The sequence below is a fragment of the Bradyrhizobium sp. genome (genome assembly GCF_030646015.1).
Classification (GTDB): Bacteria; Pseudomonadota; Alphaproteobacteria; order Rhizobiales; family Xanthobacteraceae; genus Bradyrhizobium.
On record NZ_JAUSLT010000089.1, the window covers coordinates 84,067 to 106,587 of the forward strand.

Annotated in this window: 24 protein-coding genes and 1 tRNA gene; 10 read left to right on the forward strand and 15 right to left on the reverse strand. The window is 60.9% G+C overall.

What is annotated here, in order from left to right:
- Positions 1-49: 49 nt before the first annotated feature.
- From Q7T45_RS14295 to Q7T45_RS14305, 3 genes are all read left to right on the forward strand, one after another.
- Entirely contained in the window at positions 50-670 is a 621-nt protein-coding gene (locus Q7T45_RS14295; protein ID WP_304871600.1) for a transglutaminase-like cysteine peptidase, read from the forward strand.
- Positions 671-1,076: 406 nt separating this feature from the next.
- Complete coding sequence (locus Q7T45_RS14300; RefSeq protein WP_304871601.1) at positions 1,077-1,382, forward strand: hypothetical protein; 306 nt, start codon at positions 1,077-1,079, stop codon at positions 1,380-1,382.
- Between the two features lie 101 nt (positions 1,383-1,483).
- Positions 1,484-1,984, forward strand: coding sequence for a hypothetical protein (locus tag Q7T45_RS14305; protein WP_304871602.1), 501 nt, complete (start codon positions 1,484-1,486; stop codon positions 1,982-1,984).
- 704 nt (positions 1,985-2,688) lie between these two features.
- Here Q7T45_RS14305 and Q7T45_RS14310 read toward each other — a convergent pair.
- A complete protein-coding gene (locus Q7T45_RS14310; RefSeq protein WP_304871603.1) occupies positions 2,689-3,219 on the reverse strand; it encodes a gamma carbonic anhydrase family protein in 531 nt (176 codons plus the stop codon).
- A 47-nt stretch (positions 3,220-3,266) separates the two neighbouring features.
- The gene (locus tag Q7T45_RS14315; RefSeq protein ID WP_304871604.1) at positions 3,267-3,596 is read right to left on the reverse strand and encodes a hypothetical protein; all 330 of its coding nucleotides are present in this window, start codon (positions 3,594-3,596) and stop codon (positions 3,267-3,269) included.
- Positions 3,597-3,905: 309 nt separating this feature from the next.
- Here Q7T45_RS14315 and Q7T45_RS14320 point away from each other — a divergent pair, with 309 nt between their 5' ends.
- Positions 3,906-4,541, forward strand: a complete 636-nt coding sequence (locus Q7T45_RS14320; protein WP_304871605.1) for a hypothetical protein — start codon at positions 3,906-3,908, stop codon at positions 4,539-4,541.
- A gap of 197 nt (positions 4,542-4,738) precedes the next feature.
- Here the strand turns inward: Q7T45_RS14320 and Q7T45_RS14325 are convergent, their stop codons facing one another.
- Both Q7T45_RS14325 and cysE read right to left on the reverse strand, forming a co-directional pair.
- Positions 4,739-4,957 (reverse strand): DUF3126 family protein, encoded by a 219-nt coding sequence (locus Q7T45_RS14325; RefSeq protein WP_304737509.1) that lies wholly within the window; start codon positions 4,955-4,957, stop codon positions 4,739-4,741.
- A gap of 122 nt (positions 4,958-5,079) precedes the next feature.
- Complete coding sequence (cysE, locus tag Q7T45_RS14330; protein WP_304871606.1) at positions 5,080-5,907, reverse strand: serine O-acetyltransferase; 828 nt, start codon at positions 5,905-5,907, stop codon at positions 5,080-5,082.
- A 359-nt stretch (positions 5,908-6,266) separates the two neighbouring features.
- On the opposite strand from cysE, the gene Q7T45_RS14335 reads away from it, so the two are divergent.
- A complete protein-coding gene (locus Q7T45_RS14335; RefSeq protein ID WP_304871635.1) occupies positions 6,267-7,559 on the forward strand; it encodes a hypothetical protein in 1,293 nt (430 codons plus the stop codon).
- On the opposite strand, the gene Q7T45_RS14340 is transcribed toward Q7T45_RS14335, so the two are convergent.
- Both Q7T45_RS14340 and Q7T45_RS14345 read right to left on the reverse strand, forming a co-directional pair.
- Positions 7,545-8,297, reverse strand: a complete 753-nt coding sequence (locus Q7T45_RS14340; protein ID WP_304871607.1) for an alpha/beta fold hydrolase — start codon at positions 8,295-8,297, stop codon at positions 7,545-7,547. The genes Q7T45_RS14335 and Q7T45_RS14340 overlap by 15 nt on opposite strands.
- 58 nt (positions 8,298-8,355) lie before the next feature.
- A complete protein-coding gene (locus Q7T45_RS14345; RefSeq protein ID WP_304871608.1) occupies positions 8,356-9,504 on the reverse strand; it encodes a hypothetical protein in 1,149 nt (382 codons plus the stop codon).
- A 233-nt stretch (positions 9,505-9,737) separates the two neighbouring features.
- Between Q7T45_RS14345 and Q7T45_RS14350 the strand changes: the two genes are divergently transcribed.
- Both Q7T45_RS14350 and Q7T45_RS14355 read left to right on the forward strand, forming a co-directional pair.
- The gene (locus tag Q7T45_RS14350; protein ID WP_057852504.1) at positions 9,738-9,983 is read left to right on the forward strand and encodes a zinc-finger domain-containing protein; all 246 of its coding nucleotides are present in this window, start codon (positions 9,738-9,740) and stop codon (positions 9,981-9,983) included.
- A 7-nt stretch (positions 9,984-9,990) separates the two neighbouring features.
- Positions 9,991-11,193, forward strand: coding sequence for an FAD-dependent monooxygenase (locus Q7T45_RS14355; protein ID WP_304871609.1), 1,203 nt, complete (start codon positions 9,991-9,993; stop codon positions 11,191-11,193).
- An 838-nt stretch (positions 11,194-12,031) separates the two neighbouring features.
- Here the strand turns inward: Q7T45_RS14355 and Q7T45_RS14360 are convergent.
- The 6 genes from Q7T45_RS14360 to Q7T45_RS14385 form a co-directional block, all read right to left on the reverse strand.
- On the reverse strand, positions 12,032-12,430 hold the full coding sequence (locus tag Q7T45_RS14360; RefSeq protein ID WP_304871610.1) for a twin-arginine translocation pathway signal: 399 nt from the start codon (positions 12,428-12,430) through the stop codon (positions 12,032-12,034).
- A 319-nt stretch (positions 12,431-12,749) separates the two neighbouring features.
- Positions 12,750-13,727, reverse strand: coding sequence for a tyrosine-type recombinase/integrase (locus Q7T45_RS14365; protein WP_304871611.1), 978 nt, complete (start codon positions 13,725-13,727; stop codon positions 12,750-12,752).
- A 79-nt stretch (positions 13,728-13,806) separates the two neighbouring features.
- Complete coding sequence (locus Q7T45_RS14370; protein WP_304871612.1) at positions 13,807-14,049, reverse strand: hypothetical protein; 243 nt, start codon at positions 14,047-14,049, stop codon at positions 13,807-13,809.
- A 568-nt stretch (positions 14,050-14,617) separates the two neighbouring features.
- Positions 14,618-15,337 carry a hypothetical protein gene (locus tag Q7T45_RS14375; RefSeq protein WP_304871613.1) on the reverse strand — a complete coding sequence of 240 codons (720 nt, stop codon included), beginning with the start codon at positions 15,335-15,337 and terminating at the stop codon, positions 14,618-14,620.
- Positions 15,338-15,423: 86 nt separating this feature from the next.
- The gene (locus tag Q7T45_RS14380) at positions 15,424-15,951 is read right to left on the reverse strand and encodes a hypothetical protein (protein ID WP_304871614.1); all 528 of its coding nucleotides are present in this window, start codon (positions 15,949-15,951) and stop codon (positions 15,424-15,426) included.
- Positions 15,952-16,104: 153 nt separating this feature from the next.
- Positions 16,105-16,803: a recombinase family protein gene (locus tag Q7T45_RS14385; protein WP_304871615.1), complete on the reverse strand. Its 699-nt coding sequence runs from the start codon at positions 16,801-16,803 to the stop codon at positions 16,105-16,107.
- 170 nt (positions 16,804-16,973) lie between these two features.
- On the opposite strand from Q7T45_RS14385, the gene Q7T45_RS14390 reads away from it, so the two are divergent.
- Complete coding sequence (locus Q7T45_RS14390) at positions 16,974-19,469, forward strand: hypothetical protein (protein ID WP_304871616.1); 2,496 nt, start codon at positions 16,974-16,976, stop codon at positions 19,467-19,469.
- 189 nt (positions 19,470-19,658) lie between these two features.
- Here the strand turns inward: Q7T45_RS14390 and Q7T45_RS14395 are convergent, their stop codons facing one another.
- The 3 genes from Q7T45_RS14395 to Q7T45_RS14405 are packed head-to-tail and all read right to left on the reverse strand — an operon-like array spanning position 19,659 to position 20,862.
- On the reverse strand, positions 19,659-19,979 hold the full coding sequence (locus Q7T45_RS14395) for a hypothetical protein (protein ID WP_304871617.1): 321 nt from the start codon (positions 19,977-19,979) through the stop codon (positions 19,659-19,661).
- The gene (locus Q7T45_RS14400) at positions 19,963-20,451 is read right to left on the reverse strand and encodes a DUF5681 domain-containing protein (protein ID WP_304871618.1); all 489 of its coding nucleotides are present in this window, start codon (positions 20,449-20,451) and stop codon (positions 19,963-19,965) included. The genes Q7T45_RS14395 and Q7T45_RS14400 overlap by 17 nt, the downstream gene beginning before the upstream one ends.
- 12 nt (positions 20,452-20,463) lie before the next feature.
- Positions 20,464-20,862 (reverse strand): hypothetical protein, encoded by a 399-nt coding sequence (locus tag Q7T45_RS14405; RefSeq protein ID WP_304871619.1) that lies wholly within the window; start codon positions 20,860-20,862, stop codon positions 20,464-20,466.
- 752 nt (positions 20,863-21,614) lie between these two features.
- Between Q7T45_RS14405 and Q7T45_RS14410 the strand changes: the two genes are divergently transcribed.
- Both Q7T45_RS14410 and Q7T45_RS14415 read left to right on the forward strand, forming a co-directional pair.
- A tRNA-Leu gene (locus tag Q7T45_RS14410) sits at positions 21,615-21,701 on the forward strand.
- A 146-nt stretch (positions 21,702-21,847) separates the two neighbouring features.
- Positions 21,848-22,387: a hypothetical protein gene (locus Q7T45_RS14415; protein WP_304871620.1), complete on the forward strand. Its 540-nt coding sequence runs from the start codon at positions 21,848-21,850 to the stop codon at positions 22,385-22,387.
- The last annotated feature ends 134 nt before the right edge of the window (positions 22,388-22,521 follow it).

Here is a 22,521-nt window from a genome sequence, read left to right on the forward strand (position 1 = left end):
CGCAAAACCTTTGTGCGAAACATGGTCCCAACAAGAAACGGGGGCCACAATGTTTGGTTGGGGACAGGGGAAAGGATTGGCGGTCGTCGCCATCCTGATTGGTTTGAATGCGCCGGCGCAGGCTGCCGGTGAGACGCTCTATGCCAGCCTTGGCGACACCACGCGCTCGCCGATCGGCTGGGTCGAATTCTGCGCCGACAATCCGGTGGATTGCCGGGGCCGCGCATCGCAGCCGCGCGATATCGTGATGTCGCAGACGGCATGGCGGGACCTCGTGCGGGTCAACAAGTGGGTCAACGAGACCGTCAAGCCGATGACCGACATGGATCATTGGGGCACGATCGAGAAATGGTCGTTGCCATCAGACGGATACGGCGACTGCGAGGACTACGTGCTGTTGAAGCGCAAGATGCTGATCGATGCCGGCTGGCCGCGGGAAGCGCTGCTGATCACGGTGGTGCGCGACAAGAAGGGCGAAGGCCACGCGGTGCTGACCGTGAAGAGCGACAAGGGCGAGTTCGTGCTCGACAACCAGAACGAGAGCGTCCTGGCCTGGACCGAGACCGGATACCGCTTCGTCAAGCGGCAGTCGCAGGGCGATCCGAATGTATGGGTCTCGCTGGGCGACAACCGCCCGGCCGTTGCCACCGCCAGCGCAAGGGATCGCTGACAGAGCGCTTGAGACAAGGAATCACAGGACACGCGACCCGGTCACATCCCCACCCCTCCCCGTCCCAGACCGGATCGCGCGCGGCCAGCCTTCCCCCAAAGGCTGGCCGCAACTTTTTTGGGGTCAAATAACTGATATTTCAGGGCATTTTAGCCAACTAGGCATTCATTGCCAGCGATCGTCCGCTATCTGTGCATGGGGTTGTTTTCGATATTTTGGTTCGAGCCCCGCCGCGTCGGCGTTGCAATTGCCGTTCCGGGTATGATCGCAGCGCCACTCGGGCCGCGGCTCGGCTCCAACAGCCCCGGCAACGCCCGGTGGAGGAGCCCTCCAACGGCCCCCTCTTCCCTTTACCGCCCCAGCCGATGCCGCTAGGATTTGGCAAGGAACGGAAAACGAGGGCGAGATGAAGTTGAAATTGCTGGCCGCCGCGGCGCTGGTGGTGGTCTCCGTGCCCGCGTTGGCCGCCGATGCTGATGTCCGTGTTCATCGCCAGCGTGCTCAGGCGGTGTATGCCGCTCCCTTGATCATCGACTATTCCCACAATTACGGCCCTGCCGATTTCTATCCGGGAACGACGGCGCCGCCGGACCGCGTCGTGGTGCCGCTGAATGAACGGCCCTACGGCATCTATGACGGCTTCGATCGCCTTTGCGGGCAGTCGTCGGCGAACTACCGCGGCCAGGACGGCCGGCGGCACCCGTGCTATTAGGCGGCCCGGTCGCCGCTTAACGATTTCTGTAGTAGCGCCATGCCGTTGGGCAGGCGTCGAGCGTGCTGGAACTTTCGCCTTCTGCCGGGCTTTGGAGTCCCATGATCGAATTCAATCAGACGAAGAACAACGGCCTCACGCGTATCAGTTCGCAGCCCATTGCACTCGGCGCCGCCATCCTGGTCGCCCTGGTGGCCGGAGCCGGATCCATCGCGCTGTGGCGCGGCTACACCGGCACGTCACCCGAACCCGACCGCGTCGTTGCCGTCAGGCAGTTGCAGGCCCGCACCGCCCAGGCATCCGAGCAACTGGTGGAGAAAACCAAGGGCCTGGAAGCGACCCAGCAGGAGTCGATCGACCAGCTGCAAGTGGTCCAGGACCAGCTGCAAACCGTCAGGCGGCTGCTGGCCGCACAGCAAACCGAGACCAAGCGACTGTCCGAGCAGGTGGGCAGCCTGACCGGCGCGATCGACGGCCTGCGCCAGTCGTTCGCGAGCGCCCAGGCTTCCGAACCCTCAAGTCCACCGTCGGTTCGAAAGTCGTCGATCAAGAAGAAGCGCAGCGCGGTGTCGCAGCGCAAGCGTGCCAATTCGCGGGGCTAGTCTAGCGCCCACGCCGTTGGCGGAATCATCCCGCCGCCAAGCCTCCCCAAGGGCCCTGACAGAAGTTTTTCTCGCCGATTGTGAACTGGATCACATATGCCCGTAGTGTTCCGGGGCATCATGCAATTCACCGGATGGCGCAAGCCAATTTCAATATCCGGGGCTGGCAAGGTCGTTGGCGTTATACTGCGTCAACGGCCTTGTTTTTTATCCGGCGATCGGCGCGGTGCAACGATTTCGGGCGGTGCGCTATCGCGGGCCGTTCCGACGAGGCGGTCTGACGACCACCCCGAAGCGACCGTGATGACGGCGCAGCCTGAACTGCTCGAATTCCCAGAACATCCACACAAAGGCGGCGCCGAGACCGACGATGACGCTTAGAAGCAGCAAAGTATAGGCAGGAGCTGTGAGCATGGTGAGCGTCCATCAAAGGAGGCAAACGGCGTAAACAGCGAACGGGCGGAAATGATCGCCACCGGAGCATATTATACTAAAGTCGCAGCCTCGTCCCGGACCAGGCGGATTTTATTTTGACCGGCTTCCCAACCCCAAGCCTGCGAAGGGAACGGGGGCGAGCCCACAACGGAAGCCCGGCTCGTGATGTCCGGTCCGGATCCCGTTCGGGCAGGCGCGGCCCGCGCTAAAAAACAACCGCAGAAACCGAAGCTGCGGAATCGGCGGAGACTCGCCGCGAACAGCCTGCGTCAGCCGATTTTCTTCATGCCTTTTTTGAATCGCGCGCCGTTGGCGACGTAGAATTTTGCCGCACTTCCCATCCTGGCGACTTGCGCGGGATCGAGCGTGCGGATGACCCGCGCCGGCGACCCGATGATCAGGGAGTATTCGGGAAATTGTTTGCCTTCCGTGATGACCGAGCCCGCGCCGACGACGCTGCCACGGCCGATCCTGGCGCCGTTCATCACGATCGAACCCATCCCCACCAGCGCGTCATCCTCGATCGTGCAGCCGTGCAGGATGACGTTGTGACCGACCGTGCAATTCTTTCCGATCGTCAGCGGAAAACCCATATCGGTATGGCAGGTCGAGTTGTCCTGCACATTGGAATTTTCACCGATCTCGATCCACTCATTGTCGCCGCGCAACACCGCGCCGAACCACACGCTCGCGGAATTGTGCAAGCGGACCCTGCCGATCACCGTGGCGGTGTCGGCGATGAAGAAGTTTCCGTCCGCAGGGAGCTCGGGCGCCTGCCCGTCGAGTTCGTAGATCGCCATGCCCAATCAGTCTCCGGTTCGCGGCGACATTGGCATAGACGTTTGGCTCAGGCCAGCACCCCTGCCGCGCGCAGCGTCATCAGGAAGAACGTGCCAGACATCAGGCTCCAGAACCCCGCCAGCATGGTCGCCATCATCACGAACTGGAAGCGGCGACGTTCGATCCGCGCGCCGCGCAGCGTGTTGCGCATGATGATGAAGGGGGCGGCGAACACCAGGAACGGAACGGCTGCGAAAGCCTGCGGCGCCACGCCCTGCTGCAGCAGTCCGAAGCCGGCCGGACGTTTTACCAGGGCCTGGTATCCGCTGGCCAGCGCGCCCGCGAAGGCAAAGCCGATGCAAAGGGAGAACAGGGAATTCAACGCATCAGGCGACATCAAAAGGCACTTCCGCTACACAACGCCAACGTCCGGCAACTGCCCCCTGCATCGCAAAATTGGCCTGCGGCCGCCACACTATCCTTAAGGAAAGGTTAACGCCGGCGCCCGGAACCGCCCCCCGGACATGGCTCGCGCGGGTGCTATCTGCGCGAAATCGTGCGGAAGCCCGCCTGCGCATGGCATATTTGCGGGTGATTCGAGCCCCCGGGGCCACCTCAAGCTGTTTGGTTCATGACCTTCCTTTCGTCCGTCCAGCACATCGCCCGCCGGTCGCGCCGGCGTCGCCGCAGCCACATGATTCCGGTCATGGTTGGGGGCGCGGTCACGGCCTGCGCGATTGCCGTGATCGGCTATCTGCTGTGGCCGACCTTTGGGCCCAGGGCTTCGAGCAGTCCGGAGCGGTTGCCGGTGAGCGTCGGAGCGACCCTCTTCAACGTGCCGACCATGGCGGTACGCCGGAAAATCCAGCGCCATTCTGGGCCGCAGGAACGCGTCGATCTCAGCTTCACGTTTCCCGCACTCGAGGCTCCCGACGCCCCGAAGCATGTCAGCGCCGACACCGTTGAGGAATCGATACAGCCGATCGACCGGATCTTCCTGTCGATTTCGGCACATCACGATACGCTGGCGCCGGACGCCCGCGTGCGCACCATCTATCCGCGCTATCTCGAAAAGGCCTCGCCGTCCGAACAGGATGGCCTGACGATGCGCGCATTTCGCGACGGCACGCCCTACAGCAACGAGGATCTGTTTCTGGCGAAGGCGCCGAATCTCACCGCGCGCTGCACGCGCGACGCCGCCACCCCCGGCATGTGCCTGAGCGAGCGTCGCATCGACGGCGCCGATCTGACGTTTCGCTTTCCAAGGAGCTGGCTGGCGCAATGGCGCGACGTCGCCAATGCGATGGACCGCCTGACGCGGCAGTTGGGCGGGCCGAGGTGAGATTTGTCGTCCCGTGAGATTAGTACCGACCTCATCCTGAGGAGCGCCGCGCAAGCGATGCGTCTCGAAGGATGGCAGCAGGCGGTGTGCCAGATGGTTCGAGACGCGCGCCCGGTAGCGCAAGGGCGCTTCCGAACGCGCTCCTCACCATGAGGGAGTGGAGTGTGTCACGGAAGCGACGAGGACGACGTCGCGCCTCAGCCCTGATCGACCAGATCTTCCTCGAGGATCGCCATCTGAAACTGGAACGAGCGGTCATCGTCTTCATCGTCAACGAACAGCACGCCGATGAATTCCTCGCCGATATAGACTTCGGCCGAGTCATCCTTTTTCGGCCGCGGCACCACGCGAAGCTTTTGATTGCCGAACACGCGCTTGAGATAGGCGTCGAGTTTCCTGACTTCCTGAACGTCCACGGCAGTCTCCAATGCGATTTTAGGTTTCGGCAAGTTCTAGGCCGGGACGAGGCGAACTGCCAGCCCAACTTGCAGAATTCGGCATCCGATTCCGCAAGCTTGCCGGCCATGCAGGCTGGTAATCAAATTCCGATGGCGTTGATCATCTGATCCATGGTGCGCGACGGCTCGGCGCAGCCGGCCTCGCCGACGATCTTGGCGGGAACCCCGGCGACCGTGACGTTGTGCGGTACCGGCTTCACCACCACGGAGCCCGCGGCAATGCGGGCGCAATGGCCGATCTCGATATTGCCGAGAATTTTCGCGCCCGCCCCGATCAATACGCCGCGACGGATCTTGGGATGGCGATCCTCGTTCTCCTTGCCGGTGCCGCCCAGCGTGACGCCGTGCAGGATCGAGACGTCGTCTTCAATCACAGCGGTCTCGCCGACCACGAAGCCGGTGGCGTGATCGAGGAAGATGCCGCGGCCAATTTTTGCCGCCGGATTGATGTCGGTCTGGAACACCGCCGAGGCGCGGCTCTGCAGGTAATAGGCAAAATCCTTGCGGCCCTTGTGATAGAGCCAGTGCGCCAGGCGATGGGTCTGGATCGCATGGAAACCCTTGAAGTAGAGCAAGGGATCGATGAACCGCGAGGTCGCGGGATCGCGGTCGAACACCGCCACCATGTCGGCGCGGAAGGCATTGCCGAGATCGGGATCGTTGCGCAGCGCCTCGTCAAAGGCCTGGCGGATCAAATCGCCCGACAGCGCCGAATGGTCGAGCCGCTCGGCGATGCGATGAACGACGGAATCTTCCAGCCGGTCGTGATGCAGCACGGTCGAATAGATGAAGGAGGCGAGCTCCGGCTCGCGGCGGACGATATCTTCCGCCTCGGTGCGCACCCGATCCCAGATCGGATCGAGCGCCGCCAGTTTGGCACCCTGCGGATTGATCTGATGCACTGCCATGGGTTGCTCTCGTAAATTCTGATGTTCCCGGCGCGCACCATAGCACGACGGACGGACGGCTGTCCCGCGTCAGGCCCAGCGAGCCTGCGGTCCCCGTCAGGAAACTGCGCCAAAACATTGAAACAGCACGATTTCTTGGCCAGGCCGAGAACCACTTTCCTGCAGGCGTCGGCTCAAAGTGGCCCGCAATTCTGGAAAATCAAGCGGTCCGGGTTCCAACTATTTGTGGATTTCGGCGTGCCAGTCGGGGCATGATGATCGCAGGTCTGGGGGGACGAAGCATTCACACACATACTTTAACACGCGCGCGCGTGACCGATCCGGCTTGGGTCTGGGTGTCGGCCGTCGCCATCCCCCTGATGCTGGTCCTGCCGGCGCTGTGGAACGGCTATCCGCTGCTGCAGTATGACACCGGCGGCTATCTGGCCCGGTGGTACGAAGGCTACCTGGTCCCCAGCCGGTCCACCGTGTTCGGGCTCTATCTGCATTTCGGCGAGGATTCGAGCTTCTGGATCAATCTGGGTATTCAGGCGCTGGCGACGCTGTGGATCGTGCAATTGACGCTGCGCGTGTTCGGCATGCTCCGGCCATGGCGGCTGACGGCGATCAGCCTCGCTTTGATCCTGACCACGGCACTGCCCTGGCTCGCCTCGACGCTTCTGACCGACATCTTTACCGGCCTGTCGGTGCTGGCGCTGTTCATCCTGGTCGTGCACGGGAGCCGGATTTCCACGATCGAAAAATGTTCGCTGTTCGCGTTCACGGCCTTCGCCGCGGCAACCCACAGCGCCACGCTGGCCGTACTGCTCGGGCTGTGCTGCGCCGGCTGGATCGCGGCCCCCTTTCTGCGCGGGCGGATCGCCGTTTCCGGACTGCTGCAGGGCAGCCTGACCCTCGTTGCCGGCGCCGCCATGCTGTTATCCGCCAACTTCGCCCTGTCAGGACAGCTGGCATGGACGCCCGGCGGCTACGGCGTGGCGTTCGGCCGGATGCTGCAGGACGGAATCGTCAAGCAATATCTTGACGATCATTGCCCGCGGCAGAAACTGAAACTCTGCCCCTATCGCAATGAACTGCCTGACACCGCCGACAGGTTCCTGTGGGGCAGCAGCATGTTCAACACGCTCGGCCGCTTCACGGGCCTGAACGACGAGATGGGCCTGATCGTGCGGCGTTCGCTCGTCGAATATCCGCGCCGCCAGGCCGAGGCCGCCATCGTCGCCACCGCGCAACAACTGGTCCTGGTCGGAACCGGTGAAGGCACCCACGGTTGGGTCGCCCATACCTACGGGATCATCGAGCGCTATATCCCCTCGCAACTCAAGTCGATGCGCGCGGCGCATCAGCAGCACTGGGACATCGATTTTGCCGCCATCAACCGGCTGCACGTGCCGGTCGCGCTGGCGTCGATGATGGCGGTCGTTGCCATCTTCGCGATGGCGATCTGGCGGCGGCGGCTCGACGATCTCACGCTGCTCGCGGCGACGGTGACATTGGCGCTGCTCGGCAACGCCTTTGTCTGCGGTGTGATATCGGGACCGCATGACCGCTACGGCGCGCGCCTCGCATGGGTTGCCAGCTTCGTCGCGCTGATCGCACTGGTCAGGCATTTTGCCCGCAGCGACGAAGCCGAGACCTCACCTCCGCCGTGAGAGAAAATCCAGCACGCCCGCCTTGTAGACCTTGTCGCCGACGGCCCGCATGTGGTCGCGGTTTGGAATATCAAGCACCTCGGCGCCCGGGATGATCTTTCCCAGGGCAGCCGCCGAGCCCGCGATTTCGTCTGCCGTGCCGACCGCGATCAGCACCGGCACCGCAATGCCGGCGGCCTCCTCCCGGGTCATCAGGCGGCGCGAGCCGCGCAGGCAGGCCGCCAGCGCCCGGCGATCGCTGCGGGTCTGGTCGGCGAACGCACGAAACGTTCGTCCCACCGGATCGGTAACATCCTCCAGCGACGGCGCCTCGAGCGCCGCCGCGACGTTTTCGCCAGGCCCGCCGCCCTCAATCAGGCCGATGCCGATGCCGCCGAAAATCGCCGAGCGCAACCGCTGCGGTTGCTGCCGCGCCAGCACCGCCGTCATCCGCGAGCCCAGCGAATAGCCCATCACATCGGCGCGTTCGAGCTTCAAATGATCCATCAGCGCGATGACATCGCCGGCCATGGTGGCGACCTCATAGGCCGCGGCGTCATAGAGCTTGCCGGAATCTCCATGGCCGCGATTGTCGAGCGCGATGACGCGGCGGCCGTTTTTTCTCAGTTCGGACACCCAGGTCGGATAGACCCAGTTCACATTGCTGGTCGAGGCAAAGCCGTGCACCAGCAGGATCGGATCGCCCTCGCCTTCGTCGAGATAGGCAATTTCAACTTCGCCGTTATGAAAACTCGGCATCGGCAGTTCCAGTATTTTTCGGGGAAATGGGATCGGCGGTCGAGGACTGGCACCAATCCTAGCCGTGCGCGACGGCACCCGCCAGAGATGCGTCGGGCGCAAGCGCCGCGGCCGCCGTCTGCTTTCGCAGCCGGCGCGCCTTCTTGCGGCGCAGCCAGGCCATGGTCAGGCGTTCGGTGGTGGCCTTGATCGAGGACAGGAAGCCGACCAGCGCAAGCAGCGCGCCGAACACCCACATCGTCAGATTGAAGGCGCCTGCGACCAGCAACAGCGCGCCGCGGCCGAGCACTTTCAGGATCGCGCGGGTCTGGCCGCCCTTGGCCTCCGCCAGCCGGGCCGCGCGCGCCACATCCTTGGGGCCTTCGGCGATTTTCAGCGTGTCCTTGGCGGCGCGGATCCCCGCTTTCTCGCCGACCCGGCCGACATCCTTGGCGAGCCGAACCAGCGCGCCGGCCTTCTCGGCGCGGAACGCGGCCTTGATCGCGGTCATGGTCTGGCCCGGCCGCAGCACCGAGCCGGAGGCGATCGCGTGCTGCAGGACGGGCGTGTCGACCATCTCGCGCGCCGAACGGCCGGCCCACAGCGTAAGCCCCTCGCCCAGCCGCCCGACCTTGCGGGCATCCTTGACCAGCGTGAGCCCGGCGCGCAGCGGCGCCACGCCGCCGACCGAGACGTAGGTCGCCGCCGTCACCACGAGGCCCACGGCGGCAAGCCCCAGCACCAGCTGGTCGGTATCCTCGCCCATGGCCAGATGCTTGCCTTCGCGGACCACGTCCCTGATGTCGCCGTAGACAAAGAGATCGCCGGCCACCGTGCCCGACAGGCTGGCGACGTCGTCGGCCTCGCCGACCACGAGCCCGGTGAGGAAGCGCCTGGCATAGTGCGACGACGTACTTTGTTCCGCGACCTTGTCACTGACGCGCTTCAGGAGCTCGTCGCCGAGCGGAATGTTCTTTTCCCGGGCCAGGCTGACAAAACTGTCGGCGAGGTCGGCGTCGTTGGCGGCGAGCGCCGCCTCGATATTGTCCCCGATGACCGCAGCGTTATTCCGCAACGCAGAACTGAGCTGGAGGTCGGAAAGCTCGGCCGGATCGTCCTGCGCCGCCAGCACGGCGGCCGAGTCGCGGGCGTGCGGCCACAGCAGCGCGAACGCCACGGCGAACACCGCCATGCCCGCCACCGCCGGAACTATCCGCGACCGCTTCATCCCGAAAAACCCAGTGTTTCGCTCCCATCAAGATGGTGTGCCGTTTTTCGGACACAACAGCCCCGACGAAAGAAGGGCTTCTCTGGGAGGACAAGATTGTGTCGAATTTGCATGAGCAAATGAGCTCTCGGGGCTCTAGGAATCAGCACTTTCCGCCAGTATCAGTAGCGCGCGGCACGTCCAGCCTGCCGCGTCCGATTGCGTCCGCCGCCGTCCACCCAGGGTGAAATACAATGTCCGACCACGTCGTCCCACACTTCCACAATGATGCCGGCGTTTCGGTCATTGAGATCGGTTCGCAGGAGTTCATGTGCGTGGGCGCCAATCCGCCGTTCGACCACCCCCATGTGTTCCTCGACCTCGGCAACGACAACGAGATCATCTGCCCCTATTGCTCGACGCTGTACCGCTTTGCCGCCGACCTTGGGGCCGGCGAGGCCCGCCCCCCCGAATGCGTGCTGAAAGACAAGGTCGCCTGATCGACCTGTGGCCATCTCACGCACCATCGTCGTCGCTGGTGCCGGGATCGGGGGACTGACGGCGGCGCTTTCGCTCGCCGCGCAGGGCTTTCGCGTCGTCGTGCTGGAGAAGGCCGAGCGGCTCGAGGAGGCCGGCGCCGGCCTGCAATTGTCGCCCAATGCCAGCCGGGTGCTGATCGAACTCGGCCTGCAGCCGCATCTCGCCGGGCGCGCGGTGATCCCCGAGGCCGTCAGCATCATGAGCGCCCGCCACGGCGGCGAAATCTCGCGGCTGCCGCTCGGCGACGCCGCCTCCTTTCGCGCCGGTGCGCCCTATTGGGTGGTGCACCGCGCCGACCTGCAGGGCGCGCTGGCGGCAGCGGTCAACGACAACCCCGATATCGAGCTCAGGCTCGGCTGCCAGTTCGAGGACGTCACCGCGCACGCCAAGGGACTGACGGTGGTCCAGCGCAGCGGGATGACGCGCCACCAGGAACTGGCGACCGCGCTGATCGGCGCCGACGGCATCTGGTCCACGGTCCGGCAGCATCTGTTTCCGGAGGTGCAGCCGCAATTCTCCGGCCTGATCGCCTGGCGCGGCACGCTCGACGCCACCCAGCTGCCGCGCGAATACACCTCGCGCCGGGTCCAGCTCTGGATGGGCCCGAACGCCCATCTCGTCGCCTACCCGATCTCGGGCGCGCGCCTGATCAACGTCGTCGCCGTGGTGCCGGGAACCTGGAACCGGCCGGGCTGGAGCGCGCCCGGCGAGGCCGCCGAAATCAAGAACGCCTTTGCCTCGTACCGCTGGCCGGCGCCGGCGCGGATGATGCTCAACGCCGTCGACGACTGGCGCAAATGGGCGCTGTTCACGGTGCCCGAGGGCGGCCAATGGAGCGAAGGCGCGGTGGCGCTGCTGGGCGACGCCGTCCACGCCATGCTGCCGTTTGCCGCGCAAGGCGCCGGCATGGCGATCGAGGATGCGGCGGTGCTGGCCAAGGTGCTGGGCGAAGGCGAAGGCGACAACGCCGCCGGCATACCAGCGGCGCTGAAGCGCTACGGCCAGATGCGCCGCGCCCGCGTCGGCCGCGTGCAGCGGACCGCGCGGCGCAACGGCACGATCTATCACCTCGGCGGCCCGGCGGCGCTGGCCCGCGACTGGTTCATCCGCGCGATGGGACCGCAGCGCATGCTGGCGCGGCAGGACTGGATTTACGACTGGCGGGCGTGAGGGGTGGTGTGGGGCGCGCATGCGAAGGTCTTTTCTTCGTAGCCCGGATGGAGCCAGCGGATCGCGCGAAGGCGCGGGCCGCTGGCGCAATCCGGGAACGAACGCGAGGCTGGCCCCGGATTGCGCCATCGGGCGGCGCCAAGCGCCGACCCGTTGGCTCCATCCGGGCTACGGGTTTTTTGGATACGAATATCAGACAGCGCTCGTTCGCAAACACGCCTTCGCAATCTCGCGGCACGTTTCGCCCGAGCTTTGCCATTTATCTTCCGCCCTCTCCAATCAGAGGGCGCGGGGAGGCCGGGCGCCCGATGCGCCCGATAGCCGCGTGTGCAACGGTAGTGGGTAGTAGGCACACGCGTTAGTCAGGTCACACCGGAATCACCCGGCACTCCCCGCGCGATGGTTTACGCTTATACGTGGTCTCCCCGGCGATCGGCTTTCTTGCCACCGTCACCTGCGGGACTGACCGCAGGCTTGACATCAGCACCGAGATGTCAGGACAACACGACTTCGTCGTCCGCTTCAGGCACCCTCGTCAGGAGCGCCATCCCCGTCCACCGCATCCCCGCCCCGCGCTGATGACGTTGCGCAACGCCCCTCTGGGTGGGACGGGATGGCTATTCATATAGTCCGGTTTGCATTTCTGATAAACAGAAATATTTTTCCCGAGAGGGCTTGACACAATTTCCGATAACCAGAAGTGATTTGCCCGTCGGGTGGGACTTGTTGAATCCGTTCAACAAATCGGTGCTTTGACGCAGGCCTCGTGAGGAGAAGATTTTTTGCGCCGAACGCTGATGGAAGCGCTCGCATCGACCCGGCGGGAAAACCCGCCGCCTCAGCGCTTCGGCGCCGGCGCGATCACCGGAGGCACCGGCGCGGCAGCGGGCGGCGCTGCGGTGGCGCAGCGGTTTTTCTGCCAGGCTTCCTCGGCGAATTTGGCCTGGCCACGCACCGCGATGTACTCGTTGCGGTAGGCGAGTTCAGCCACCACAGCGCCGCCTGCCCCGGTCTCGGCCTTCGCCATCAGGCCCTGCAATTCCGCGGTGCGGGCCGCCTGCGTCTTGCGCGCCGTCTCGAGCTGCTTGCAGTCGTAGAGATCGAACTGGGCGGGATCGGCAAACGCCGTGCTCATGCCGTCGCTCATGCTGGCGCAGCCGCCGAGCCCCAAGGCCACGAACAGCACCGCCACGGCGGCGGCGAACGACAAGGACGGGTGGCGCGTTTGGGCGGTCATGCGGCTTTTCGTAGACGGACAATCTTGAGAATGCCTAAAGCAGGCGGGGATGTCGGGATTGAGGCTTTGCCTTTGACTTTGCTTTGACCCGCGCGCTGCCGTAAGCAGGACTTGGCGCCGCCCTGCAGCCTACCCCATTTCCAAGCCGTAAGGAAACGCGCTAAGTATCTGATCTCGTGGACTAAGCGGACGTGGCGGAACTGGTAGACGCAAGGGACTTAAAATGCCTTGGCGTTGTTGTTTTCATTGTGACTTCTCTGCAAACATCAAGTCTAAAGTGCATCGAAACCTATGGAACGAAACGAGATTTGCAAAACATCTAGGGCTTCTTTTTTCCCTCGAATGCCCTGATTACTCTGGTTTCGTTTTCAACGTGTCGCGTGTAGTGCTTACCCATCCGCTCGGAGCGGTCGCCCAGCGCCGCAGCAACGTCACCATTGCTTGCGCCTCCCCGGCCTAGCTCCGCCGCGTAGCTCACGCGCAGGCCATGCAGGGTCGTCCCTGCCCCAATCAGGCCATCCTTCTCAAGCCGCCGCAGGTAGTGGCTGACGGCGGTCTGCATCTCCTTCTCGCTCGCCCACGGCCTCCCGTCCGTTCTGGTCGCGATGTTGAGCGAAGTGCGGTCAAGGCTGTCGAGATAGGCTTGCAGTTCGGGCGCGACCAGCACCCATGATTGTTCGGCATTCTTCTTGGCGACGTGCCGGAAGCATTTTCCGAAGCGGGCATCGGGCTGGTAGTTCTTCCACTGTACCGATGCGATGGTCTGACCCCGGAAGCCGACATAGCGGGCCAGCATCAGCGGGATCATGATCTCGGTCGGCGCGTTCGCGGTCGCGGCGGGCCATTCCTCCGGCGACCATTCGCGATTGGCGTTCGGATCGGCCCTGTGGGCCTTGTCGATGCCCTTCGCCGGATTGGTCGGCATCTTGCCTCGCTTGACGGCCTGCGAAAACATCGACGAAAGCGCCGACATCATCTTGTCAGCGAACCGGGGCCACTTCTGCACGGCGCAGCGGTCGCGGACCTCATACAGCTCGGGTTGCGTGATCGAATGCAGCGGCACGTCGAACTCGGGTCGCAGATACTGGAAGGCGGCGGTGTAGTCCTTCTTGGTAGCGTCCGCCAGCTTCGTATAGGTCGGGCATTCGGTCTCGAACCACTGCACACACGCACCGAGCGTCCCTTCCGGATAGGTGCGCTTGAGGTCGCGTGTCCTGCGATTGTTATAGGCGGCGATCAAATCCGGTTCGGCAAGCCGTCGCACCAGATCGGCGCGGCTTCCCTCGAAACCCTTCAACAGGATCTCCTTGCTGTCGCGGTGGTAGACGTACCACTTGCCGCGTGCGGGTACGATGTTCAGTCCACTCAACTTGACCTTAACCATTGATCCTCTCTCCGAAGCGTCTGGTCGTCATTGTTGCAGCGACATTCGGGTCTAACGATTGCATCCAGTTGTCCAGACTAGCGCGCAAATACCGGTCGCCTCTTGCGGAGCTGGTGAACGAAACCGGTTTGACGGGGCAGACCTCCTTGAAGGTCTGCTTACTCAGGCCGCTGTACGCCGCCGCCTGATCAAGGCGCAGCGCGGCAGGCCAAAACGGCAAACCGACATCAGACATTTCGTTTCCTTGGCGCGGATACCGCTAATCTCTCGCGCAGCCATTCGCGGTGATGTCGCTTTGTAATGCCAAACCGTCGTCTGCTTATCTGCGTGAGAACGGGACCTTCGCCACAGGCAACCATTCGTCGCCCGGTAGATTCGCTTACGTTTGCCTTCGCGCACCATTCATGGAAGGACAGGACGCTGTCGTCGTCGTCGCGAACAATATCGTCAGCGAAGTGACCATTCTGACGCGGCATTTCTGGCTCTCACTGTAAATTTCCAGCTAGAAGCAGAACAATGCGAGGGCGGTCACGCGTGGTCAACCGCAGCCAAGAGACTTTCGTCGGATTCGCCGTATACGCGCCTATTAGGTAAGTTTCGTAATTATTTCAGGTGCTTGAAGCGCCAAAAGAAAGCTGTGGACAATTTTGGCACGAGGAATTTGGCACGCTGGGAATGCAAGCGGGCTACCTTTGTTCTAGGCCGCTCGCGCGGGACAGTCGATGTCCGGCTTGCTGAGTAGCCACCCTTACGATCCGTGCGCACCTACCAAGCGATGGTAGATTGGGCTCGACATATGGATGCTACGCCTTGGTGTTGGCCGCCCACTGGTTAAGAAGAGATGGCAGGTTGTCAGTTGCCGCCAACAGCTTCGTTTGAATGCCTACGAATTTTTCGACGACGCCAAAGAACTCAGTCGCCAATGCAAAAACTGCGTTTACATCGAGATCGCGAATCGCACGATACTGAATCAACGCATTGGGGTCACGGTGAGCAATTGCTACATTCCTGATGAAGGCAAATTGCTTTCTCGCCTTCCTTTGAACTAGCCTGAGATCGCGTAGGCATTCAATTGCCTCGCGTTGCAGTTCGTCCGGAACCAGCATCAACTCCATCGCCTGTTTCAATTGTCGACCGGCTACTTTATCGGCGTCCCACTCGTAGATCGTTAGCAACATGATTCGGGCGTGCAGTTTTCTAGTCCACTCGTCAGGGTGTGTGAGTGCACCTAGCTTTACTGCCTGAATGTCGCGATCAGCAATTAGCAAATAAAGTCCGATATTGAACAAAATCGATAGGCCGGTGAACTTGCCATTCTCATGTTTGATTGCTAGCGACTTGATCGTCTCAAACGTCGAGGCGAGCACCCGTCGCCTTTTCCTTTCCGCTAGCGGCAATTTCCAGCGTGACATAAAGCGCGCCACGCGCTTTGCGACCCTCACGCTCTTGAGGCGCCACCATCTCTGAATTACGGGTTTGGGTTGGTTGCCTAAGCGGCGATTGCGTGCCTTCTGTTCCGCCATCGTTAAAACTCCGGACAGCGACCCGTCCAAGGGATCAGTATTGATATCCCAGTCTCGTACAACTTACTTGCCGCAAGCCGAGAGGACTAAGGTGTTCCTCTGTCGATGGGGCATTGGTCAGAGGGGACTTCCTTTAGCTTCCGACGAAGGAATGCAGTCGCGTCGACCACCACGTCGTATAGGTCCACATTGCGTTCCTTATCGAGCGTGACGCCGCCGACAGGGTCGCCCCAGCGCGACAGGTCCCATGTCATTTTGCCCCAAACCGCCGGAGGTCGTGAAATGACTTCCCTCGCCGTAAGATCGGGGCTCGCTGGATTTCCCGCGACGACGTGCTTGAACGCATGCGCCGTGTCGTCGACGATAGCGAAGGACCGTGATTCCTGATTGAATTGCTGTCGAAGTGTTCGAGAGCGCTTGGGATATGCCAAATAGTCAATTGCGTGAAATACCACGACGCACGCAAGGAAGGTCTTCCGGACCGACGTGCGGTTTGCTTCCAAGTCCTTGATTGTGGGCTCGACAATTTCATCAAGATAGCGTTCTAAATCCTCCACGAAATCCCCCGGCTCAATATCCCCAATGACGCCGCCAATCGGTTCAAGATGAGGCAATCAAAAATATCTCACTTCCAATGCACTCCGCCAGCACATTACGCATCGTACTTTCGTGCAAATCACCGTGGTCTCCTCGGTCCCTTGGCGAGAACAATGAACTGTAATCCGAGCAATAGTGATCACGTTCACGAGGCGAGGCGTCTGCGCCGTTTATGATTCGCCGCGTCTCGTTGTGGGATCACTTGCCCGTGCAAGCAGGTTGCGCACCGTACTATCGTGCCACATCCCGCCTCGTGCCGTGCGCACGCGCCTGTCATTCAGTGCCTGCGCTATGGCGCGGTGGGTCGTTGCCCCGGTGGCTTGTATCTGGCGCACGATGGGCAGGACGTTGGCGGCGAAAGCGTCCGCCGCCTTCTGGTTTGTGGCCACGCCCTTCGCCTGCGCCTCCGGGAGGTTAGTGGGGTTTCCCAGAACCTTGCCCTGCGCCTTCTTCTGAGCCAGAGCAGCGCGGGTCCGGTCCGCGATCAACGCTCGCTCTTTTTCAGCTAAGGCGGCGTAGATGTGCAGCATGAAGGAGTCAGCGTCCGCCCCCAACTCGGCCACAATGAACGGCACCCGCTGCGCCATCAGCCCGGAAATAAACGCAACGTCACGGGACAGACGGCACAGTTTGGCGACCACGACCGGTGCCTTAGCCCTCTTGGCCTTGGATAGCGCCTCGGCCAGCCTAGGGCGGCGCTCCATGGCGTCCGCTCCCTTGCCCGTCTCAACCTCCACGAACTCGGTAAGCACCTCCAGACCCTCAGCGGCGGCGAACCGGGAAATGGCCGCGCGCTGAGCCTCGATTCCCAGACCGCTCTTACCCTGCTTGCCCGTCGATACCCGGATGTAGCTGACAATCGGTCTCATGAAACCCGTCCCTGCCGCGCTGAGCAAGAACTATACGCTCGTATTGATTTTGCGCAATAGGATTGCGCCTGCTTGGATCTGGCCTCAACTAGACCCACTATCGGCGCACTGCACTCAACCCGTCCCGGATCGAGCTTTATTGTCCCGGGAACTTGCAGCAAGATCGTGCCATGTCTGACCTTTCGGCGGAAATCCAGCTTCGGCCAACCCGCATTGGCTTTCTTGTAGAGCCTGCTGACCTCGCTTCGGTCCGCAGCATCATGCGCGCGTGCACGTGCCTGTGGGGAGGCGTCTACAATCCGATCATCCCGGTTTTCAACAGGCCGCCGACCGAATGGAAGTCGGAGACCTATGATCGGTTCAAGGGAGCCGCAGTAGCCAAAGGATATGTCCGGTTCTTTGAACCCGACGTGTACGTTGAAGCCAAGGCGGGCTTACTGGAAAAAGCCGGCCTCCGCGCTCTGCGTCCAGAATACTCGTTTCATTCGCACGTAATAACGCTGAAGGAGCTCTTGGAGCCTGAGCCCGACAGAAGCTATTCGGAGCCGCAGTTCGGTTTGAACATCCAAGATATATTGGGCCATATCTACAAGACTGAGCAAAAGTTCGTTCTGAGAGACAAACGGGAGAGCGTTGTTGTCAAGCCGCAGCGAGGCAACGCGCTCGTAGAATCCGTCTTCGGTGTATACCCAACGACGCCTGACGTGGACTACATCCGGCAAGCGTACACGGATGTCTACAAACCGGAGGAGGTAGATGCGACACCCGAAAACTGGCGTCGGGTCTTTCAAAGAGGCGCTGAAACTCCCCTGCGGGTTACGCGTCACGGTTTAAACACACAACGTTATTGGTACCACGACCTATTGGTGTTCGTTTTCGATCCGGCGCGCGCCACCGATTTGATCGATCTTTGGAATTTGAGGCTCGAACCTCATCCCGTTCTACCCGTTCCAATCGGTTGGTTCGTGGCACTGGCCGACGACATCTTTGATCTGCTCCAGTCAGAGCACAGATCGGTCGCTGGGAATCCAAATGGCATTATGCATCACGCAACAATTGAGTTTGGCCGCTCCATACGAAAGAAGGATGCCGAGGCGTTAGTACATACGCTTAAACCCGGATTGCCGCCCGGCGCACTGACGGTGAAGTACTGGCGCAATTCAATATGGATTGACCATCGCGACGATAGAATGCATCGCGATACGCGCTTGAAAGTAGTTGCAAACGAGAAACGAGCCGATCTTCTCCTTAAGGAAGATGGTCAGCGATTGCACACTACGTTTGAAGCGCTTGAGCCCGAGTTCTCCATTCGCCACAGCAAGGGCGATCATCGATGGGTTAATGTTCTTCGCCTCTCCAACTACGGCAAAAAGAGCGTCGCGTCACTACTGCCCTTCAATACCTTCGATCGTACTTGGCCAAGCCTTGCTTTAGGCGGTGAGAGCGTTGCGGTTGGAGGTGAAGGCTGGGTTTTCCCGCAGAGCCATAAGAATCTGGGTCAGTACGTTTCGCTGATGAATCCTGAAGAAGCGATTATTGGCTCGCTTAAGCAACTAGGCATAAGGGCCAAACTATCGGAACCGGGCCACATCGCCAAGCAAATGCTGGAGCATCTCGGTGGCCTATGGGGCGTGCATTTGCTGGCTGATCTTGACACTTTAAAACTGCTCAACAAGATGGCGGGAGGGATGCGGCGAAAGCGAAACGAAGTGGAAACAATCGAGGAAACCTTCGAACTCAGGACCGCATCCTTAAAGGTTTGGACAAAGCTTGTTTCACGTCGGAAGGAAAAACGCTCCTCCTCAGCGGATTTGGTAAAATTCACTGCGGCGAATATCATTCGTCTTGGGGTCGAGACGGAATGTCCGCATTGCAGTGCCAAGAAGTGGAGCACGTTGACGGCGGTCGACTATCGTGTCGTTTGCGACCGCTGCCTGAAACTTTTTGAATTTCCGGAAGCGGGTTTGAGAGACCACAACCGCAACTGGACATATCGCGTGGTCGGTCCATTCTCTGTACCTGACTATGGTCGCGGCTCATACAGCGCGCTCTTGGCGCTACGCGTGCTTAGTCGTTATCGGTCGGCGATGGATCGCATGACTTTCGCCACCGCAATGAACTTGAGCTTCGATGGCATCGACCGCGAAGTCGATTTCATCGCTTGGCATGCTGGAGAGCGTATGCAGGAAACGCACCGCCCTCCACAACTCGTGATCGGCGAAGCTAAGTCATTCGGACAAGGTGAATCGATTACCTCCAGCGAGTTAGCCAAGCTCAGGCAGGTCGTGACCAAGCTGCCAGAGGCGGTAATTGTGATTGCAGTGCTGCGCGATCATTTTACTCCAGCCGAGAAGAAAATGCTGACGAGTTTCGTCAAGTGGGGACGACGCGTGAACCTATATGGCGAGCCGACAAATCCAGTCCTCCTTTTGACGTCGCACGAACTGATGATGGATCACTACGTGTCGTCGACTTGGAAGGAACTAGGCGGCAAGCACGCGAAATTCGCCGATTACAACAACACGCGAACATTATTTAATTTTGCCGATGCGACCCAGCAAATCTATTTGGGTATGCCGTCATTTCATCTGGAGCGGGATAACTATTGGAAAAAGCGTCATGCGCGGCGTCTTGCACGGCAGGCTTCGAAACAAGTTGCCGTATGATAGTCAGCGTTTTCGCTTTGCTAACCCATTACCAAATGCTCTCATTCCTTTATGGGCAATCCTCGCTTATCTCACCATCATTGCATTCCAGAAAATTTGCTGAGATCGGGCAAAGAGCGTGCGAATGGTCAATTTCGATAGATCAACGCCGTTCAAAAGGGCTTCATGAGCGAGAGGCGCGTCATTTTCCTAGTATGGCTCCTCCGGAGGAACTTCCGAAAATTGAAAACGACTCAAAAATTCATCTGAAGTACCCAACTCCACGCCATTCGGCGGAAGCCCGCCGATGACAACTGATTTAAGATTAGCCGCTTTGGCATCGTTGATTACTCGCTTCTCAAAAGCGTCAAGCGTTTCATCGCCGGCGCGCTCCAGTATTCGGCCGCCGACATCCGCCAACCGGGGCGGGCCTGAAAAGCCGCCGTGAATGATGATCACTTGAAGGCTGCCTTTCTCCGACAACAGCAGCCGCTCGGCTGCAGCCAACCTGCGCTCAGTTGCCTTCTTCATTTGATCTTGATCCGTGTTCACTGGCGATCCGCAGCTCAAGCGCCTTTAGACGGTCCTCAATGGCTGTCGTCTCGATCATTCGCAACTGTCTTTCAAACAATTCCGAAAGGGCTTGAGCTGCATCGGTTGGCAGCTCGCCCGTTGCGACGGATCTGATCACCGCTCCATGGGCCGCAAGTACATCAGCAGAACTCGCAACCTTCGGGATTATTCCAGACCTAGATTTAATCGTGTGACCCCGTGGTACAGGCCACAATCGATCAAGAACGAGCCTCGCGGCGGTTGCATCGCCCTTCTTTGCTTTGCCGACAACAGCGCGCGCAATCGCCAACGCATCCCCCTCGGAGATCGCCTCGGACATAAGCGTTGCCTTATTGCGCGAGCCCGGCGGCCTGCCAGCTTTATTGCCGCTCTGCCCGCGAGCGAACGGGCGGCCCCGCCGCTGTTTTCCCGCTGTTTTCTTGCTGGCCATTGGGTTTCTAACTTAGTTATTGGGCTTACGGAGGGTTTCCGCAAATTTGAAAATCTTCTCGAACAGAGCCATTCGCAGTTCGAAGTTTGACTTTAGTTCTTCGTCAACGCGTTCGTAATGCGATATGACTAGAGCCTCAAGATCCCGAGGCAACTCGACGTGATCAATACCGCGTAGCGTAAGCTCGGAAAATACGTCCTCCATTGCTTCCTCGAACGAACCGCCATCAAGGTACTTGCGCAACAAAACCCGCCAGCGGGCTTCTAAGGTTTTAGTGCGGGCGCTTGACAATATTCTACCGCGAGCAAGATATTCAGCGACTACGTCCATATTTTCGCTGGCGCGCAAGGCGTCAAAAAGGGTCTGGAATCGTTCGGATCTGGCCGCCGCCGTTGTAAATCTTCGCTTCATCGTTCCGAGTTCTCATATATTGCGTTACGTACTGACCCTCGAATCGGGGCAGCATTCAGTTTGCTGAAAGGCACGCCTCCCCCTCCGTTGCCCTCCCTCCCGCTCAGCGGGACGGTCACGGTCGAAGGCCACAATTTCCAACCACTTTATCGAGCGCACCTTGACGGGTGCCAATCGGCCCTCCCGACGGGAGTTGGACCCGTCTTCGATGGGGTATGCATTTGCTCGTTTCTCGTCGCCCATTGTGATCAGCGATCAGGACCGGAGGTGTCCCGGCTACTACTACCGGGGTGAGAGTCCGTGGTATTGCCGGTGTCCTAATGTCAGAACCGGCTTTCTGACCGGGCGGACAACGGCCCGGTTCGCTGCGGTCATTCATCGAGGCTTTGGGGTGTTCCCCACGCCAGCCCGCGACAGGATCATGGCCGATCTCGACCTGTCGCTGTTTTCGCGACGGCTGTCATGAACGGTGATGGTGGCGGGACCTCCGAGCACCATGCATCAGAGCGTCCACGGCAGACCGAACGCGGTGGTTCGGTCAGCGCGCGAGCGCTGCTATTCCTCCATGGTGAAAAAGTAGTCGGGCAGGTCGGGCAGCGGCGCGTCGTAGCTCGGGCTGATCTAGAACCGGGTCATCGTCACGTTCGTCGTTCCGGCGCGAGAACGTGCCCGGAACCTGTTTTGCAAAACGCAAGGGACGATCTGCAAAACATTCATTGCCCAAAGCCGAAAAAGCGTTATGAAACAAACGCGCGGACGTGGCGGAACTGGTAGACGCAAGGGACTTAAAATCCCTCGATGGCAACATCGTGTGGGTTCGATTCCCACCGCCCGCACCAGAGATTGGCTCTGACGAGCCGCACGAATGGCGTGACAAAGCGCATGGCGGCAAGTTCGCTGTCGCGCTCCACCAATCTGCGGCGATCGGATCCCAACCGCAGCCAAGTACCGACTAACGAACCCTTCAGCCTTGCTGTTCTAAATCTTGAACGCGATTCGGGTGGATCAACGCCGCCTGTCTAACGACCGAAAGGCCGGCACCAGCCTTGCCTCGCATGGTCGGTGCCTACGCTGTCTTGAAGAGGTTGCCACGATGAAAATTGATGCGGGAACGAGCTATCTCCACGCCAGCCAGCGCGCGCAATCCCCTGCCGCGCCCGGCAACGCGACATCGTTCGCGGACGTGCTGGCCACGGCCACGGCAGGCCCGTCCGGATCGGGCGCAGCCGGCGTCAAGCAGGTCGACATCAGCAACATGACGCGCCAGGAAATGCGGGACTGGAGCAATGACCAGATTCGCAGCGGGAAAATGTCGCTTGATGACAGTCGGCCTTTCATGGCGATGACGATGAAAATTCCGGTGAGTGGCGGTACTGGCGAGCTTCCGGCCGCCAACGATGGCGAACGCCTCGACTTCACGCAGAAGGTTCGCGCCGGCATCGAGGGCGCGGTTTCGCGCAACGACGAGGTCACGCGCCAGATGCTGCAATCGGCCATGGCGATCATGCAGCGATACCAGGGCTAAACCATCGGCCTCGCGCTGACACGAAACGCGAAGCCAAGTCCTGTTCCGGCGCCGCATGGCTTGCGGAATCCAGGCCATGCATCTCCTCGCCCTCGGGAACATCCCTGTCCCGAAAATGTTGTCCTGCAGCAATC